A 15709-nucleotide genomic window follows, 5' to 3' on the forward strand; every position below is an offset into this window, starting at 1 on the left:
TCAGTTGCCGGAGACCTCCACGCTGACACTGTGGATCGTCCCGTCGAAGCGGAACGGTCGGCGATCGAAATAGTCCGGCGACACCGGCGAACCCAGGTCCACACCTACCCCGAATGTCTCGCTGGCAGTAAATGCCAGCGGCACGGTGCGTGCCACCACCACCTGCGCTACCTGTTCGCCATCGACCTGCAGGGTGACCGTGGCCGGTGCCATGGGCCTGGGTGAGTCAAAGCGGGTCTCCACTTTCACGACGTGCCTGCCCGCCGGTAGCGGTTTGCTGCTGCGCGCCTGGTAGCGATCCAGAATCAGCATGTTGTACTCGTAAACCAGCTGGCCCTTGTCCACGAAAAGGGTCACGCCCCCGGAGAACCCACCCAGCGCATACAGCACGCCGGATGCCTGCGGGCCGGCGCTCAGCTCGATCTCCACCACGCTGTTCTGCTTCCCCAGGCCGGGTGCGGTGAACTCGGGCATCCGGGTCACCGATTCGTCGAACCGCCAGCGCGTGTACGGCGAGGCGATGCGGTCCTCAGGGTGCAGCCGCAACCACAGGCCTGCTCCCACCGGCCACACCAGGTTGTCGCGTGAGACCTCTTTGAACAGCGCCTTGAGCTCCTCGACCTTGGCAGTCTGGGTGCTGGCCAGATCGTGGGCTTGACTGAAATCGTTGCGCAGGTCGTACAGCTCCCACGACTCGGTGGACATGTCCCAGCCCTTCAGGCGCTGTGCGGTGCTGGGGGTGTCCCAGGGCACAAAGGGACCGAACGCGCAGGCGTACCACCCGTCTGCGTAGATGCCGCGGCTCGCGTTGTTCTCGAAGTACTGCACGGACTTGCGGCCCACCGCCGCCGCATCGTCGAAGGTGTAAACAAAGCTGGTGCCGTCCATGGGCTTCTGCTCGAAGCCATCCACGCTGCCCGGCGGCGGTATGCCGATGGCCTCGTAGAGCGTGGGAACCACGTCGTTCACATGGTGAAACTGCGAGCGCAGCTGCCCGTCCGCCTTGATCCGCGCGGGCCAGGACACCGCCATGGCGTTGCGGGTGCCGCCAAAGTGGCTGGCAACCAGCTTGGTGTGATGGAACGGGGTATTGCCCGCCCACGCCCAGCCGGCGTGGTACATGTTGTCGGTTCTGGGCGACCCAAGCACGGGCAGACCGCCCAGCGAGTCCAGCGCGGCAATCTGTTCGGCCACGGTGTTGGGAATGCCGTTCTGCGCCAGCAGTTCGCTGATGCTGCCGCGCTGTCCTTCCGCACTGGAGCCGTTGTCGCCAAAGATGTACAGCACCAGCGTGTTCTCATGCCGGTCCAGCCGCTCCAGTTCGTCGAGCAGGCGGCCGGCCTGCGCATCGACGTGTTCCAGAAAACCGGCGAACACCTCCATCAGGCGCGACTGGAACGGCCGCTCGGGCTCGGGAATCTCATCCCAGCCCTGCATGCTGTCGGCGCGCGGTGTCAGGGTCGCATCGGCGGGAATCCAGCCCTTCTCCTTCTGCCGCTGGAACACACGCTCGCGGTACGCGTCCCAGCCATCGTCGAAGCGGCCCTGATAGCGGTCCGCCCACTCCTTGAAGATATGGTGGGGTCCGTGCGCCGCGCCGGGCGCCCAGTACAGCAGGAAAGGTGCATCAGGCGCGTAGGCTTCGTGCTGGCGCAGCCAGGTGATCGCCTTGTCGGCAAGGTCCTCCGACAGGTGGTAGCCCTCGTCGCGCGGCGGCTCGACCGGATTGGTGTTTTCGTACAACCTCGGCTCCCACTGTGAGGTCTCGCCGGCAATGAAGCCGTAGAAGTGCTCGAAGCCATGCCCTGTGGGCCATCGATCAAACGGCCCCATCGCCGTGGTCTGGTCGGCCGGGGAGTTGTGCCATTTGCCGAACGCGGCGGTCTTGTAGCCGTAATGGCGCAGCACTTCGGCGACGGTGGCGGTGTCTTTGCCGATCACGCCGGTGTAGCCGTTCCAGTCGACCGCGCGCTCGGCGATGGTGCCGGAGTGGACGCGATGATGGTTTCGACCGGTCAGCAGTGCTGCCCGCGTAGGCGAGCAGATCGAGGTGGTATGGAAGCAGTTGTAACCCAGCCCGGCCTCCACCACGCGGCTGAAGTTGGGCGTATGCACCTCGCCGCCCACCGTATCGGCCAGGCCGAAGCCCACATCGTCCAGCAGCACGATCAGCACATTGGGCGCATTTTCCGGCAGCCGCCGGGGCACGGCGCGACGCTTGTGGGTGGACTCGGCCAGCGTGTAGCCGGCGGTGCTGGCCGAAGGCGTGGGCGGGAACGGCAGTACCGACCCATCTGCTGGCGACATATCAGACATTGGCCTTCCGCTCCCATGGTGTCATTGCTTGCGCAGGTACGCTTTCATCTCGGCCTGCTGGTCGATTACGGGCTCGCCGCTGACGTCCACGATCACCCGTTCGAGTTGTCCGGTGTAACGGAATGGCGGGGTGTACTCGGGATTGACCGGTGCGCCGCTGTCCTGTCCGACCAGCATCGCCCCGCCCTGCCCCAGCCGGATCCGAACCGTATACGGCAGTTCGCCCAGCATCTCGAAGTACTGGGTGAGGTGGACTTCCGGTGCGCCGACATCGTTGAAGGTCGACAGCAGGCTGACACCCTCGATCTGCGATTGGCTGATACCGCGCAGCGCGGCAGGGGCGTCGATTCCCAAGGCGTCCAGTGCGGTGGGCACCATGTCGATCAGGTGGCAGTACTGCGTGCGGATCTCGCCCTTGGCACGGATGCCCTTCGGCCAGGCGATGATGAACGGATCGGAGCTGCCGCCGCGATAGGTCTCCCGCTTCCAGCGCCGGAACGGCGTGTTGCCGGCATGCGTCCAGCCCCAGGGGAAGTGGTTGAAGGTGGTCGGGCCGCCGATCTCGTCGATGTGTTTCAGGCCATCTTCGACGGTGTCGGCTTCACCGATGTAGTAATCGGTGTGCTCCAGGAAGCCAGCGAACACCTCCATCATCCTCGCATACAGGCGGCGCTCGTCCTGCGACAGCGCGCTCCACTGCTGCACGTCCGGATCGTCGGCGGGCAGCTGGGTCTGGGCCGGAATGATGCCCAGCGCTTTCTGCCGCGCAAAGACCTGCTCGCGGTATGCCTGCCAACCCGAATCGAACGCGCCTTGGTAGCGGTCGGCCCATTCCTTGGGCACGTGATGCGGCGAGTGCATCGCGCCCAAGGCGAAGTAGCAGAAGAACGGCTTCTGCGCTGCGATCTGCTTGGCGTCGGCGATGAAAGCCTCGGCCTTTTCGACCAGGTCCGGGGTCAGGTGGTAGCCCTGCTCCGGCGTGGTCGGCGGCTCGACCTGGTGGTTGTCGTGGACCAGCTCCGGATAGTACTGGTGGGTGTCCCCGCCCAGGAAGCCGTAGAAGCGTTCAAAGCCGCGTCCCAGCGGCCAGCGGTCATAGGGGCCGGCCGCGGTGTTGGTTTCCTCTGGCGACAAGTGCCATTTGCCCACGCAGTATGTGCTGTAGCCAACCTGCTTGAGTATCTCCGAGAGCATGCCGTTCTCAAACGGCATGTAGCCATCCGTGCCGGGGAAGCCGGTCGAGCCGTTGGACAGGCAGCCCATGTGGTTGGAATGGTGGTTGCGCCCGGTCAGCATCGAGGACCGCGACGGCGAGCACAGCGCCGTGGTGTGCATGTTGTTGTACAGCAGACCATCGGCGGCGAGCGCGTCGATGTTGGGCGTTCGGATCGGGCTGCCGTAGCAGCCCAGGTGACCGTAGCCGGTGTCGCCCAGCACGATGAACAGGACATTCGGTGCGCCGTCCCTCGCGCGCACCAGCGCCGGCCAGGCCGGCGAGGATACCTCGGGAGTGCGGCCGATGATGCCGGGAAAACGGGTTCCGGCGGGATACTCCCTGAGTGCCATGGCTAGTCGTGGCCCTTGGCCATGAACTGTTCCACCACGTTGGACATGTCGAAGCTCTTGCCACCCTGCACCGGCGGGTACCTGGCAAGCGTGCCCAGATGTTCCTTCATCAGTTCACCCAGCGGGCCGGTCTGCCACGACACTTTCTGGATGAGATGACCGTACGAGTCGCTGTTGTCGTAGCTCTCGAACGGGTCCATGCGGATATTGAACACCAGGGGTTTGCTGCGGCCGGTGATGGTTCCGTAATAGTCCTCGGAAGTGGAGAAGTGCCACTTCCAGGGGCCCATCCTCAACGCGGTCAGCTTGGACTCGTTGTAGTGGAAGATGTGGTTGCGCGCGGACTGATCCGACTTGCCCAGCCAGTAGTCCAGGTTGTCCACGCCGTCGATGTACTGTTGCTTCTCGTCCAGCACCTGCTCACGGACATCCTCGACTCCGGCGGCGGCAGCCAGCGTGGTGAACATGTCCTGATGGGCCTGGATGCCGTTCTTCAGCTGCAGGGGCGCAATGACGCCCGGCCAGCGCAGCATCGAAATCACACGCACACCGCCCTCATAGGTGGTCATTTTCTCGCCGCGCCACGGCGTGGTGGCACCATGCGGCCAGGACGAGTGCTCCGGCCCGTTGTCGGTGGAGTACCACACAATGGTGTCCTCCTCCAGGCCGTTCTCCTTCAGCCAGTCGAGCACGATGCCGATGTCGTGATCGTGCTGCAGCATGCCTGAACCATGCAGGTCGGCTTCGGACGTGTACTTCTCGGCCGCGTAGCGCCACTTGTCGTTCAGGCGGGTGTACAGGTGCATCCGGCTGGTATTGAGCCATACGAAGAACGGCTCGTCCGCATCCCGGGCCTGCTGCATGAACGCCAGCGCCGGGGGGATGAACTCCTTCTCGTCCACTTCGTGCATGCGCTCCTGGTGCAGGGGTCCGGTGTCGACGATCTTCTGCTTGCCGACCCGTCCAAAACGCGGGTCCTCGGTGGCGTCGTCCTCGTCGGTGGCCCAGCTGTGGATCACCCCGCGCGCGCCGAACTTCTTCTCATAGGCATCGAGGCTGCCGGCATACTTCTCGGCAAAGTTCCGGTAGTCACGCTGCTCGTCTTCCTCGGACACGTTCAGGTGATAGAGGTTGCCGAAGAATTCGTCGAAGCCGTGGTTGGTGGGCAGGTGCTCGTTACGATCGCCCAGGTGGCTCTTGCCGAAGTGTCCGGTGCGATATCCAACCTTCTTCAGCACCTCTGCCAGACACGGCGACTCGCGCTTCAGACCAAGAGGATCGCCCGGCTGGCCGACCGTGACCATGCCCGAGCGGATCGGGTACTGACCGGTGATGAAGGCCGCACGCCCGGCCGTACAGGACTGCTGTGCATAGTGATCGGTGAAGCGGATGCCCTCGTAGCCGATGCGGTCGATGTTGGGCGTGGTGTATCCCATGGTGCCAAGGCCGTAGGCGCTGACGTTCTGCCAGCCGATGTCGTCGCCCCAGATGACCAGGATGTTGGGCTTCTTGCGGGTTTCAGATTTTCCGTTCATGGGAGCACCCTGGAGATGTGTGGCGGATGGACGTCCCTCCATTCTCAAGACCAGATCCGGTTGCTCCTACGGTAAATGCACCAAGGGGATAGCCAGTACTTTTACTGCAGCGCCCTGCGGGGCTGATGCCACGATATGCAGACACCTAGCTGTCTGGAAACGCGCGCCGTGACTGACCTTCGGGATGTAAAAGAAGCGCTGGCACTTGAACCTCTTTCCTTTCTGGGGCTGGGCGTCAGCGTGGGTGATGCATTGGCAGGCCTTGTGGCGCTGCTGGTCACCTGGCTGCTTGCCAGCATGGTCCGGCGCGGTATCCGGCGCTATGGCACCCGTCATCCCGACGCGAATCAGGCCACCCTGTATACGTTCTCCCGGCTGCTGCATTACGTGATTCTCGGGTTTGGTGCCCTCGTGGCCCTCCAGGTGGCAGGGGTTCCGCTCAGCCAGTTCGCGGTGTTCACCGGGGCCATCGGCGTGGGTCTGGGCTTTGGCATGCAGGCCATCTTCAGCAATTTCGTGTCCGGGCTGATCCTGCTGTTTGACCGCTCGTTGAAGGTCGGCGATTTCATCGAGCTGGACAAGGACACCCGGGGTGTCGTGAAGTCCATCGACATCCGTTCCACCCTTATCACCACCAACGACAATATCGATGTGCTGGTGCCGAACTCGGAATTCGTGACCAAGCGGCTGGTCAACTGGACCCACGGCTCGCTCAATCGCAGGATCCGGATCGCGTTCTCGGTGGATCTGGACGTGGACAAGGAACTGGTCAAGAAGGCCGCATTGGATGCAGCCCTGCAGGTGCCCTTCACTCTTGCTGCTTCTGGGCCCAAGCGGCCGCAGCTCTGGCTGATGGGGGGTGAAGGCAGTTCGATGGACTACATCCTGGCGGTTTGGCTAACGGAGGCGGCGTCGCGACGGAACTCGGCGGTGCGGGCGGCGTACCTGTGGGAGCTGGATAGTGCCTTCAAGCGGCATGGGGTGGTGAATGCCCTGCCCCGTAGTGAGATTCGTTTTTCGAGGGGTGCTGGGCGTGGGGCTGATGGGATCGTTGAGGACCACGAAGCGATTTCTGTGAATGACGCCAAAGAAGAAGCCCAGCGTGCGGTTGAAGAGGATGCACGACGGACGTAGAGCCGGGCTTGCCCGGCTGCTCTTGGCGGTTTTGTGCGACGTGGCGTGGCGATTTGGCAGTTAAAAGCAGCCGGGCAAGTCCGGCTCTACGCTATATGTAACGCTGTGTGTTACATATTGGGCATCGCACCTTTTACCGAGCCCTTATGTCCACGTTCCAAGACGCCGCCGCCGTCAGCCGCTATCAAGAAACCGCCCTGGCCAAGGTGCCTGGCATGGCCGCCCTCCACCGCATGACCCATATGCTGCTCGCCGAATCCGTCCCGGCAGACGGCGAGGTGCTGGTGCTGGGTGCAGGCGGCGGATTGGAGCTCAGCGCCTTTGCCCAGGCGCATTCTGGTTGGCGATTTGTGGGTGTGGACCCCTCCGCGCCCATGCTTGAACTTGCGCAGGAGACGCTAGGGGCTGGGGCTTCGCGCGTTGAGCTGGTGGAGGGGTTTATCGAGGACGCGCCGGTCCGCCAGTTCGATGGGGCGACTTGCCTGCTGACGCTTCACTTTCTCGACCGCGAGGGACGGTTGCGGACTTTGAGGGAGCTGTTCCAACGGTTGAAGCCTGGCGGTGTGTTGGTGGTCGCTCACCACAGCTATGCGCCCGAAGAGAGCCTGCATTGGCTTCGTCGCTCTGCTGCCTTTGCTTCGGCAAGCGGTGTGGTGAGCGAACAGGATGAGGCGGGGATTGCTGCGATGGCGGCCAAACTGCCGGCGCTTTCCGCGCAAGATGAGGTGGCGTTGCTTGAGACGGCTGGGTTTGTGGATGTGGAGCTGTTCTACGCTGCGCTGAGCTTCCGGGGTTGGGTGGCGCGGAGGCTCTTGTAGAGCCGGGCTTGCCCGGCTGCTCTTGGTGGTCATTCCTGGCGTGGCGAATTGTCAGCGAAAAGCAGCCGGGCAAGCCCGGCTCTACGGGGCAGGTCACGCGTGACAGACACCGCGGGTCACTTGTTTTCAATCCGGGCATAAAGCTCGCTGACCCACTCCACAAACACGCGCACCTTCGTGCTGAGCTGCCGGCTCGGGGCGTACGCGATGTACACGTCCAATGGCGCGGGCCGCCATTCCTGCAGCACAGGCACCAGTTCACCGCGCTCAATGGCCGGCCGGACCATGAAATCCAAGGTGTGGATTACCCCAAGCCCAACCAGTCCCGTCGCCAGATGGGCGTTGCTCTCATTGACCATGACCGCACAGTCGGGAGCGACCTCCAGCGGCACGCTGTCGTCCAGGAAATGCAGCGGCGGTGCCCTGCCCGTGTGCGCGGAAAAGTACCCGACAACTGGAAACCGAGGTTCCAGCAACTCCTCAGGATGAGTCGGCACCCCATAGCGTTCGAGATACGCGGGACTGGCGCAGGTAGTCCAGTCCAGGCGGCCGATTTTGCGGGAAATCAGTGCACCATCGTCCGCGTTACTGCGGATCGCACAGTCGATGTTCTCACCGATGACATCCACGGTCCGGTCGGTCACACCCAGATGCACCTGGATGTCCGGATAGCGGGCCCGGAACTCCGGCAGTGCCGGGATCAACAGCCCGCTGGCGGTCGAGCCGCCTGTGTCCACGCGCAATTTGCACTTGGGGCTGCGTTGGGCGCGGCCGAGGGTGGCCTCCACATCATCCAGTTCCGTCAGCAGGTGCCGGATGCGCTCGTAGTACGCGGCGCCATCGTTGCTGACACTGACCCGGCGCGTGCTGCGCTCCAGCAGCTTCACCCCAAGGTGCTTCTCAAGCGCGGTGATCGACTTGCTCAAGGTGGCGTTGGGCATCTGCAGCGATTCCGCTGCGCGATTGAAGCCGCCGGTCTCCACGACACGGGCGAAGGCGCGTATTGCCTGTAAGTGGTCCATGCTGGGCTCCGGGTAGGTAGCTGATTATTCACCCGGGGAAATAAAGAATCAACGAAACATGTATTTATATCCGAATGGCACCCCAATAGAGTGGCACCCATCGCGGCACTCGCCGTCCACTCAAGGCAAAGACATGCAAACCCAGGAACTGGTCAACGTCCACACCACGAAACATGCCGGCAAGGTGGCCCTGGTCACCGGCGGCAGCTCGGGCATCGGTCTGGCCACCGCCAAACGCCTCGCACTCGAGGGTGCAAAGGTGATCATCAGCGGGCGCCGCCAGTCGGAGCTGGATCGCGCGGTCGCCGAGATCGGGCATGGTGCGGTTGCCGTCCGCGGTGACATCTCGGTGGCTGCAGACCTGGACGCCCTGATGGAGAGCATCCGCGCGACGCACGGTCGCCTGGATATTCTGATTGCCAACGCGGGCGGCGGTGAGTTCACCCCGCTTGATGGCATTACCGAAGCGGGTTTCGACAAGTACTTTGGCATCAACGTCAAAGGCACCTTGTTTACGGTGCAGAAGGCGTTGCCGCTGATGACCGCTGGCGGTGCCATTGTGGTCACGGGGTCTATCGCCGCCAACCAGGGCGTGCCTGCCTTCGGTGTTTATGCCGCCACGAAGGCTGCGCTGCGTTCGTTCGTGCGGACATGGGCTTCCGACCTCAAGGGTCGGGATATCCGGGTCAACCTGGTGGCACCCGGTGTGGTGGTGACCCCGGCCTACAAGTCCGAGCTTGGCATGAGCGACGCGGACATCAGCGCCTACCTTGCTGATGTTGCCCAGAAGGCGCCGCTTGGCCGTGGGGGTAGTCCGGATGAGATTGCCAAGGCGATGTCGTTCCTGGCGTCGGAGGAGGCGTCGTACATCAGCGGTGCGGAGCTTGCGGTGGATGGTGGTTTGACGCAGGTTTGACCATTGGTCATTGCACGTAGAGCCGCGCCCTGCTTGGCTGCGCTTTGATCTGGTGCCGCGAAGCCACGCAGGGCGTGGCTCTACGGGGGCAGCACGTGTAGAGCCGGGCTTGCCCGGCTCTACGTCCAGGGCGACCCGATGTATCCGTGGGCGGCCATGCTACGCTGGGCTGTTGCGTCTACCCTGCCCCGTCAATGACCGCCAAGCAAAAGCCCCGCTTTGATTCCCCCAATGCCGGAGCTGCCTTCCGCACGCTTTGGCCTCTGTTGGCGGTCATGCTGTTCTTCCTGGGCAGCGGCTTCCTGGCCAGCAAGAACATCAGCACCATCCGCGAGGGCAGCGCCGCGGTCATCCGCTCCCAGGAAACGATGACGGCCCTGAGTGACGTCCTTTCCTCGGTCCAGGATGCCGAGACCGGTCAGCGTGGTTACCTGCTGACCGGCAATGAAAGCTATCTGGAGCCGTACGAGACCGCACTGCAGAGTGCCAAAACCCAGCTGCAGGCCATGGAGCAGGCGCTGGGGTACGACCCGGCCCAGACCGAGCGGCTCAAGCTGCTGGCCCGCGGCGTTCAGGCCAAGCTGGAAGAACTGCACGAAACCATCGAGCTGCGGCGCACCCAGGGGTTTGAAGCGGCCTTGACCGTCGTCAACTCCAATCGCGGCAAGGCCGCCATGGATGACATCCGCGCACGCCTGACCGCCATGCGCACCATCGAACTGGACAAGCGCGCCGAGCGCCTGGCCGAGATGGACAAGGCGTACAGTGCGGCGCTCACCACCGGTGCCGCCACCGCCGTGCTGGGCATCGTGCTGACCACCCTGATCGCCTTCCTGCTGCGTCGCCATGCCCGGGCGCGCGACCGCAGCGCCTGGCTGCAGCAGGGCCGGCTGGAGCTGACCACGGCCACCGGTGGTGACCTCGACAACGCTGTGCTGGCCAAGGCCAGTCTCGGATTCCTGGCCCGCTACACCGGTGCCGAGGCCGGCATGCTGTTCGTGCCGACGGATTCGGGGTTCCAGCGGATTGGTGCCGTGGGTACCACCTCGGTCGTGGACATCATCGAAGGCGGCGCGCTGCGCCCGGCCGAGTCCCTGCTTGGCCGCGCCGTGGACGAGAAACGCGTCCTGCTGGTGTCGGACGTGCCGGCCGGCTACTTCACGGTCGGCTCGGGCTTGGGGCAAAGCCAGCCACGCCATCTGGTCATCGCCCCGGCGGTGCACGAGGGCGAGGTCACCGGGGTCATGGAACTGGGCTTCTTCGGCCCCGTGCCCAGTGAGGTGGTCGAACTGCTGGAGCTCGCCTCCGGAGATATGGCCGTCGCCCTGCGCTCGGCCGCCTACCGGGCCAAGCTCTCCGAACTGCTCGCCCAGACCCAGGCGCAGTCCGAAGCCCTGCAGGTGCAGAGCGAGGAACTGCGGGTCTCCAACGAAGAGCTGGAGGAGCACAGCCGCGCCCTGCGTGCTTCCCAGGCCGAACTGGAAGAGCAGCAGGCGGAGCTGGAACAGACCAACAACCAGCTGTTCGACCAGTCGCTGCAGCTGGAAGAGGAACGCGACAAGCTCGCCCGCGCCAATGCCGGCATCGTGGCCGAAGCCAGCAAAGTGCAGCGGGCCAGCCAGTACAAGTCCGAGTTCCTGGCCAACATGTCGCACGAGCTGCGCACGCCGCTCAACTCCGCGCTGATCCTGTCCAAGCTGCTGGGCGACAACCGCGACGGCAACCTCACCGAGGAACAGGTGAAGTTCGCGCGCACCATTCACTCTTCCGGCTCGGACCTGCTGAACCTCATCAATGAGATTCTGGACCTTTCCAAGATCGAAGCCGGGCATATCCAGGTGCATGCCGAGCCCTTCAGTGTGGAAAAGCTGCTGGCCGACATCGGCACCCTGCTGGGGCCGGTTGCTGCCGAGAAGGGTTTGACCCTGAACGTCTCCATGGCGGACGGCTGCCCGCCGGTGATCGAGTCCGATCGCCAGCGCCTGGAGCAGATTCTGAAAAACCTGCTGTCCAACGCGCTCAAGTTCACCGAGCACGGCGGCGTTTCCGTGACAGCATCGGCGGCGCGCGACGGCTTGGTGGTGTTCTCGGTGACCGACACCGGTATCGGTATCGCACCAGACCAGCAGACGCGCATCTTCGAAGCGTTCCAGCAGGCCGACGGCTCGATCAGCCGCCGTTACGGCGGCACCGGTCTGGGGCTGTCCATTTCCCAGGAGCTTGCGCGACTGCTGGGCGGCCACATCACCGTGGACAGTGAGCTCGGCAAAGGCAGCAGCTTCCGGGTGCTGGTTGCAGCACGACTGGTCACCGCAGAGCACGCAGTTGCGCCTGTGGCAGAGCGCATGCCGGTGCCGGCGCAGGAGACCCGCCCGGTGCCGGTGGCCACGCGCAACAACGGACGCGGACTGATTCTGATCGTCGAGGACGATATCGCATTCGGCGAAATCGTCCGCGACCTCGTCACTGAAATGGGCTTCAGCGCGCACCTGGTGCACAACGCCCGCGACGCGCTGGCGGCGACCCGCGCGGAGCTGCCGCATGCGATCGTGCTGGACATCGGCCTGCCCGACCAGTCGGGCCTTTCCGTATTGGATATCCTCAAGCACGACATCCGCACGCGGCATATTCCGATCCATGTGGTGTCCGCGATGGACCACTCGCACAAAGCGCTGTCGCTGGGTGCCGTGGGCTATCTCGGCAAGCCGGCCACACGCGAGCAGCTGGCCGAGGTGCTCGATTCGCTGGAGCGCCGCCTCCTGCAGCGGCCGCGTCTGGTACTGGTGGTGGAAGACGATGTCGTTCAGCTGGACGCCGTACGTGAGTTGCTGGCCGGCGCCGACGTGAAAACGGTGGGTGCCGGCTCTGCCTCGGAATGCCTGGAGGCGCTTTCGCAGCACACGTTTGACTGCATGGTTCTGGACCTGACCCTGCCCGACGCTTCCGGATTCGAGCTGCTGGAACTTCTCAGCGAGAAGAGCACGTACGCCCTGCCCCCGATCATCGTCTATACCGGCCGTGTGCTGTCGCCCGCCGAAGAAGTACGGCTGGGTCGCTACTCCAACTCCATCATCATCAAGGGTGCCCGCTCGCCGGAGCGCCTGCTGGATGAGGTCACTTTGTTCCTGCACCAGGTGGTCAGCAACCTGCCCGAATCCAAGCAGGGCATGATCCGCGTCGCGCAGCGTCGTGATAGTGCGATGGAAGGCAAGCGCGTGCTGGTGGTCGAGGACGACGTGCGCAATATCTACGCGCTGATGAATGTGCTGGAGCCGCAGGGCTGCAAGGTGTCCATTGCGCGTAATGGGCAGGAGGCCATCGATGTTTTGAAGGCTGCTGTCGATGGGCCGGGGGCTATCGAGCTGGTATTGATGGACATCATGATGCCGGTGAAGGATGGGCTGACGGCCACGCGTGAGATTCGGGAGGATGCGCGGTTCCGTGATCTGCCGATTATCGCGTTGACCGCGAAGGCGATGCCGGATGATCAACAGCAGTGCATTCAGGCCGGGGCCAATGACTATGTTGCCAAGCCGTTGGATGTGGACAAGCTGATCTCGCTGGTGCGGGTGTGGTTGATGGCGTGACACCCTGATGCGCGGGTGATTGATGGCCTGACACCGTAGAGCCGGGCTTGCCCGGCTGGCGTGATCATTCGCCAGCAAAGAGCAGCCGGGCAAGGCCGGCTCTACATAACTTGCGCCTGCAGCGCATTGCGGCGACGATGGGCGATGCGCCCTGTCTGGGCGTGCCAAACGGGGATGAACATGGAACTGTTGACGCTGGAACACTTCGCTGGTTGCGTAAACGAAACGTTCGCCGCCGAGTACGACGGCATGTCGATGGAATTTGTGCTGGTGGAGGCCCGTCCCCTGCCCCATTCGCATCCTTCGGCGGAACGCGCGCCTTTCTCGTTGCTGTTCCGCAATGGCGCGCCGGTTGTGTTCCCGCAGAAGATCTACCCACTGCGGCATGCGAGGGTGGGTGAAGTGGGTATCTTCCTCGTACCGATTGCCCAGGAACGCGCCGGTTTTCTGTACCAGGCCGTCTTCAACTAAGCCCTAAGCTGCCAGCGCATCGGCACATACAGGCCGTCTTCCGGTCCGGCTGTGATCTCAAAACCCAGCCGTGCATACAGCCGCTGCGCGGCGATGTTGTGGGCCATTACATGCAGGGTCAGGCCGCGCCCTCGTTGTGCAGATGACCCTTGCTGGCGTTGGATCAACGCGCCGCCAATGCCCTTGCCGCGCCACGCGGGGAACAGGCTGATGTCCACCAGCAGGTCGTCCGTGCCGCTTTCGTCAATGTAATAGCGCCCTGCTGCTTCGCCGTCGTACTCGATGGCCAGGTACTGCGCCTGTGGGTACTGCGCCAGGTAATGCTGGTGCTGCGCGGTGAACTGCTGCGCCAGGAATGTCTGCTTGGCTGCGGCAGGCCAGGGCACGGCCTGCAGTTCCAGTTCGCGGGTGCTGGCGTATAGCGACGGCAACCAGGCCAGGTCGCCCTGCCCTAACGCACGCAACTGCCATCGCGCATCAGGGGGTTCCGTCAGCGCGGGGCAGCGCGCTGACGGAAACGGTGCCAGGTGGCTGAAGGGCGTCATGAGAAGCTGGGAAAGACACCATTCAGCGCGATGCAGAAGTTCACCGCCAGGTAGGGCTGTTGGTTCGGATGCGGCAAACCGCCGTTAGTCACGGGCTTGAGCATGGTGGGCGACATTGGTGTGTTGGGCGCGGCGGTGCTGAAAGGCTTGACTGTATTTGCACCGGGCTGGCACAAACCGCCGCCGGAGGTTGGCGTGCCGCTGCGCTTGGTGGCATCGCTTTGCTGGAAAACGGTGATGTCGTGTTGATGCGTGGGCATCTGGCTCTGGTTGAGCGTCACCGCGAAGTCACCGAAGGTTTCGCCCATGTCGCGTGGGGTCAGACCCGGGCCTTGGCCCATTGAACAGGCCGCACGCGACGTCAGGTTGGGCAGCATGAAGGTGGATGTGCCATTGCCGCCGTAAGCAACGCCCAGCAGGGAATACAGTGCGGTGTTCTGCTGGACGGCCATCGTGGCGCCGTTGCAGTACGCCCACCCGTAAGGATTGTAATCAAAGCCGAACATCTGGATCTCACCAATAAATGGCTCGGTCATAGTGATCTCTCTGCGCGTATGCGGCGGTCAGGACTGCGAAGGGTAAATGCCGGTCCAGGCAATGCAGTACTGCACTGTCAGGGTGGGCATGCAGTTGGGATGGGGCTGGTTGCCGCCACTGAGGGATACGGCCGCCGGCTGCATCTGAACGGCGGTGACGCCAGTGCTGACATCGCCGACATAGAAGGTTTCGCCGCTGACCACGCCGGGCAAGGTGGTGGGCCCCGGTGTATCGAGTGTTGCAGCCGCGGTGGTGGCGACCAAGGCGTGGGTGTGCGCAGGCATCTGCTGTGTGGTGAGCGTTACCGTTTCCGTGCCGCCGCGCTGGCCAAGGGTGCGTGCCGTCAGCCCAGGGCCGGTGCCCTGGTGGATGGGTAATGCACCGCGCAGGTCCGGTACGCCGAAGGTGGTGATGCCATCGCCGCCATAGGTGGTACCCAGCAGGGCGAACAGCACTTCGTACTCGGCAATGGACTTCAGTGTGCCGTCGCAGGTAAACCAGCCATTGGGCAACCGCCCAAACCCGAACATGCGAATTTCACCGACGTAAGGTTGACTCATCTGGTCGTGCTCCTTGTGTGAGACCGGGCCACGGGCCCGTTCAGTGCAATCAACTGCGCGGCGGGAAAATACCGCTGAGCGCGACGCAGAAATTCAACGTGGTGTACGGCTGCATGTTCGGATGCGCCTGGCTGCCGCCTTCCGGGGCCACCGAAGTGGGTGCCAGCACGACCTCTGCGCCACCCTGCGCTGCATAGAACTTGACGCCACCGTTGGTGCTGGCAAAGGTGCGGTTGGTGGGATTGCGGTTGTCGCCAGGGGTGGTCACGCCCCGAACCTCGTGCCCGTGCGGTGGCAACTGGTTGGGAAGCAGGGTCACCGCCTCCGTGCCGCCCAATTGACCGAGCGGTGCTGCCGGCGGCTGCCAACTGGGGTCAGCAGAAGGGCCGTAAGCCACGGGTACCCGGCCGCGAAGATCCGGAAGCCCGAAGGTGACGGAGCCATTTCCTCCGTAGCGCGTACCCAGCAGCGCAAAAAGTGCCATGTTCTGCTGGATGGCCATGATCTGCCCGTTGCATTGCGCCCAGTATTTGGGGGCAAAACTAAAACCCGACATCATTATCTGACCGACAAAGAATTCGCTCATCTGATCCTCCTTGGATGCTGAGCGGTGGCGCGGGAGTAGCGCGCTCCTACTCTGAACGTCATTAACTCTGTTCACAAGTCCCGACGCGCATGCTCTTCCATCGGCCTGATTACTCT

The 15709-nt window shown here is 63.6% G+C and carries 13 protein-coding genes; 5 read left to right on the top strand and 8 right to left on the bottom strand.

The features are described from left to right. From PDM29_RS17455 to PDM29_RS17465, 3 genes are read right to left on the bottom strand one after another with little or no spacing between them, the layout of a single operon-like run. A complete protein-coding gene (locus PDM29_RS17455; protein ID WP_311191312.1) occupies window positions 1-2316 on the bottom strand; it encodes an arylsulfatase in 2316 nt (771 codons plus the stop codon). Between the two features lie 21 nt (window positions 2317-2337). Continuing rightward, window positions 2338-3882 carry an arylsulfatase gene (locus PDM29_RS17460; protein ID WP_311191313.1) on the bottom strand — a complete coding sequence of 515 codons (1545 nt, stop codon included), beginning with the start codon at window positions 3880-3882 and terminating at the stop codon, window positions 2338-2340. A 2-nt stretch (window positions 3883-3884) separates the two neighbouring features. Further along, a complete protein-coding gene (locus tag PDM29_RS17465; protein WP_311191314.1) occupies window positions 3885-5417 on the bottom strand; it encodes an arylsulfatase in 1533 nt (510 codons plus the stop codon). A 168-nt stretch (window positions 5418-5585) separates the two neighbouring features. Here PDM29_RS17465 and PDM29_RS17470 point away from each other — a divergent pair, with 168 nt between their 5' ends. Together PDM29_RS17470 and PDM29_RS17475 are read left to right on the top strand one after the other, a co-directional pair. Next, complete coding sequence (locus PDM29_RS17470) at window positions 5586-6551, top strand: mechanosensitive ion channel family protein (RefSeq protein WP_311191315.1); 966 nt, start codon at window positions 5586-5588, stop codon at window positions 6549-6551. A 146-nt stretch (window positions 6552-6697) separates the two neighbouring features. Beyond that, complete coding sequence (locus PDM29_RS17475; protein WP_311191316.1) at window positions 6698-7369, top strand: class I SAM-dependent methyltransferase; 672 nt, start codon at window positions 6698-6700, stop codon at window positions 7367-7369. A gap of 116 nt (window positions 7370-7485) precedes the next feature. Here PDM29_RS17475 and PDM29_RS17480 read toward each other — a convergent pair whose 3' ends face one another. Next, entirely contained in the window at window positions 7486-8391 is a 906-nt protein-coding gene (locus tag PDM29_RS17480) for a LysR family transcriptional regulator (RefSeq protein ID WP_311191317.1), read from the bottom strand. 133 nt (window positions 8392-8524) lie between these two features. On the opposite strand from PDM29_RS17480, the gene PDM29_RS17485 reads away from it, so the two are divergent. The 3 genes from PDM29_RS17485 to PDM29_RS17495 all read left to right on the top strand — a co-directional run bounded on the left by PDM29_RS17485 (window position 8525) and on the right by PDM29_RS17495 (window position 13365). Then, window positions 8525-9307: a glucose 1-dehydrogenase gene (locus PDM29_RS17485; protein ID WP_311193822.1), complete on the top strand. Its 783-nt coding sequence runs from the start codon at window positions 8525-8527 to the stop codon at window positions 9305-9307. Window positions 9308-9501: 194 nt separating this feature from the next. Next, a complete protein-coding gene (locus PDM29_RS17490; protein ID WP_311191318.1) occupies window positions 9502-12894 on the top strand; it encodes a response regulator in 3393 nt (1130 codons plus the stop codon). A 180-nt stretch (window positions 12895-13074) separates the two neighbouring features. Continuing rightward, window positions 13075-13365 carry a DUF6916 family protein gene (locus PDM29_RS17495; RefSeq protein ID WP_311191319.1) on the top strand — a complete coding sequence of 97 codons (291 nt, stop codon included), beginning with the start codon at window positions 13075-13077 and terminating at the stop codon, window positions 13363-13365. On the opposite strand, the gene PDM29_RS17500 is transcribed toward PDM29_RS17495, so the two are convergent. From PDM29_RS17500 to PDM29_RS17515, 4 genes are read right to left on the bottom strand one after another with little or no spacing between them, the layout of a single operon-like run. Beyond that, window positions 13362-13910: a GNAT family N-acetyltransferase gene (locus PDM29_RS17500; protein WP_311191320.1), complete on the bottom strand. Its 549-nt coding sequence runs from the start codon at window positions 13908-13910 to the stop codon at window positions 13362-13364. The genes PDM29_RS17495 and PDM29_RS17500 overlap by 4 nt on opposite strands. Then, complete coding sequence (locus tag PDM29_RS17505) at window positions 13907-14446, bottom strand: phage tail protein (protein ID WP_311191321.1); 540 nt, start codon at window positions 14444-14446, stop codon at window positions 13907-13909. Before PDM29_RS17505 ends, PDM29_RS17500 begins: the two co-directional genes overlap by 4 nt. 27 nt (window positions 14447-14473) lie before the next feature. Then, window positions 14474-15007, bottom strand: coding sequence for a phage tail protein (locus tag PDM29_RS17510; RefSeq protein ID WP_311191322.1), 534 nt, complete (start codon window positions 15005-15007; stop codon window positions 14474-14476). 49 nt (window positions 15008-15056) lie between these two features. Continuing rightward, complete coding sequence (locus tag PDM29_RS17515; protein WP_311191323.1) at window positions 15057-15593, bottom strand: phage tail protein; 537 nt, start codon at window positions 15591-15593, stop codon at window positions 15057-15059. Window positions 15594-15709: the final 116 nt, after the last annotated feature.

It is taken from the genome of Stenotrophomonas oahuensis (genome assembly GCF_031834595.1).
Taxonomy (GTDB): domain Bacteria; phylum Pseudomonadota; class Gammaproteobacteria; order Xanthomonadales; family Xanthomonadaceae; genus Stenotrophomonas; species Stenotrophomonas oahuensis.

Bases quoted from the DNA above. Each gene is read 5' to 3' on its own strand.
- PDM29_RS17490 (WP_311191318.1), top strand. From the start codon at position 9,502: ATGACCGCCAAGCAAAAGCCCCGCTTTGATTCCCCCAATGCCGGAGCT.
- PDM29_RS17475 (WP_311191316.1), top strand. From the start codon at position 6,698: ATGTCCACGTTCCAAGACGCCGCCGCCGTCAGCCGCTATCAAGAAACC.
- PDM29_RS17510 (WP_311191322.1), bottom strand. From the start codon at position 15,007: ATGAGTCAACCTTACGTCGGTGAAATTCGCATGTTCGGGTTTGGGCGG.
- PDM29_RS17455 (WP_311191312.1), bottom strand. From the start codon at position 2,316: ATGTCTGATATGTCGCCAGCAGATGGGTCGGTACTGCCGTTCCCGCCC.
- PDM29_RS17460 (WP_311191313.1), bottom strand. From the start codon at position 3,882: ATGGCACTCAGGGAGTATCCCGCCGGAACCCGTTTTCCCGGCATCATC.
- PDM29_RS17495 (WP_311191319.1), top strand. From the start codon at position 13,075: ATGGAACTGTTGACGCTGGAACACTTCGCTGGTTGCGTAAACGAAACG.
- PDM29_RS17515 (WP_311191323.1), bottom strand. From the start codon at position 15,593: ATGAGCGAATTCTTTGTCGGTCAGATAATGATGTCGGGTTTTAGTTTT.
- PDM29_RS17480 (WP_311191317.1), bottom strand. From the start codon at position 8,391: ATGGACCACTTACAGGCAATACGCGCCTTCGCCCGTGTCGTGGAGACC.
- PDM29_RS17505 (WP_311191321.1), bottom strand. From the start codon at position 14,446: ATGACCGAGCCATTTATTGGTGAGATCCAGATGTTCGGCTTTGATTAC.
- PDM29_RS17465 (WP_311191314.1), bottom strand. From the start codon at position 5,417: ATGAACGGAAAATCTGAAACCCGCAAGAAGCCCAACATCCTGGTCATC.
- PDM29_RS17485 (WP_311193822.1), top strand. From the start codon at position 8,525: ATGCAAACCCAGGAACTGGTCAACGTCCACACCACGAAACATGCCGGC.
- PDM29_RS17500 (WP_311191320.1), bottom strand. From the start codon at position 13,910: ATGACGCCCTTCAGCCACCTGGCACCGTTTCCGTCAGCGCGCTGCCCC.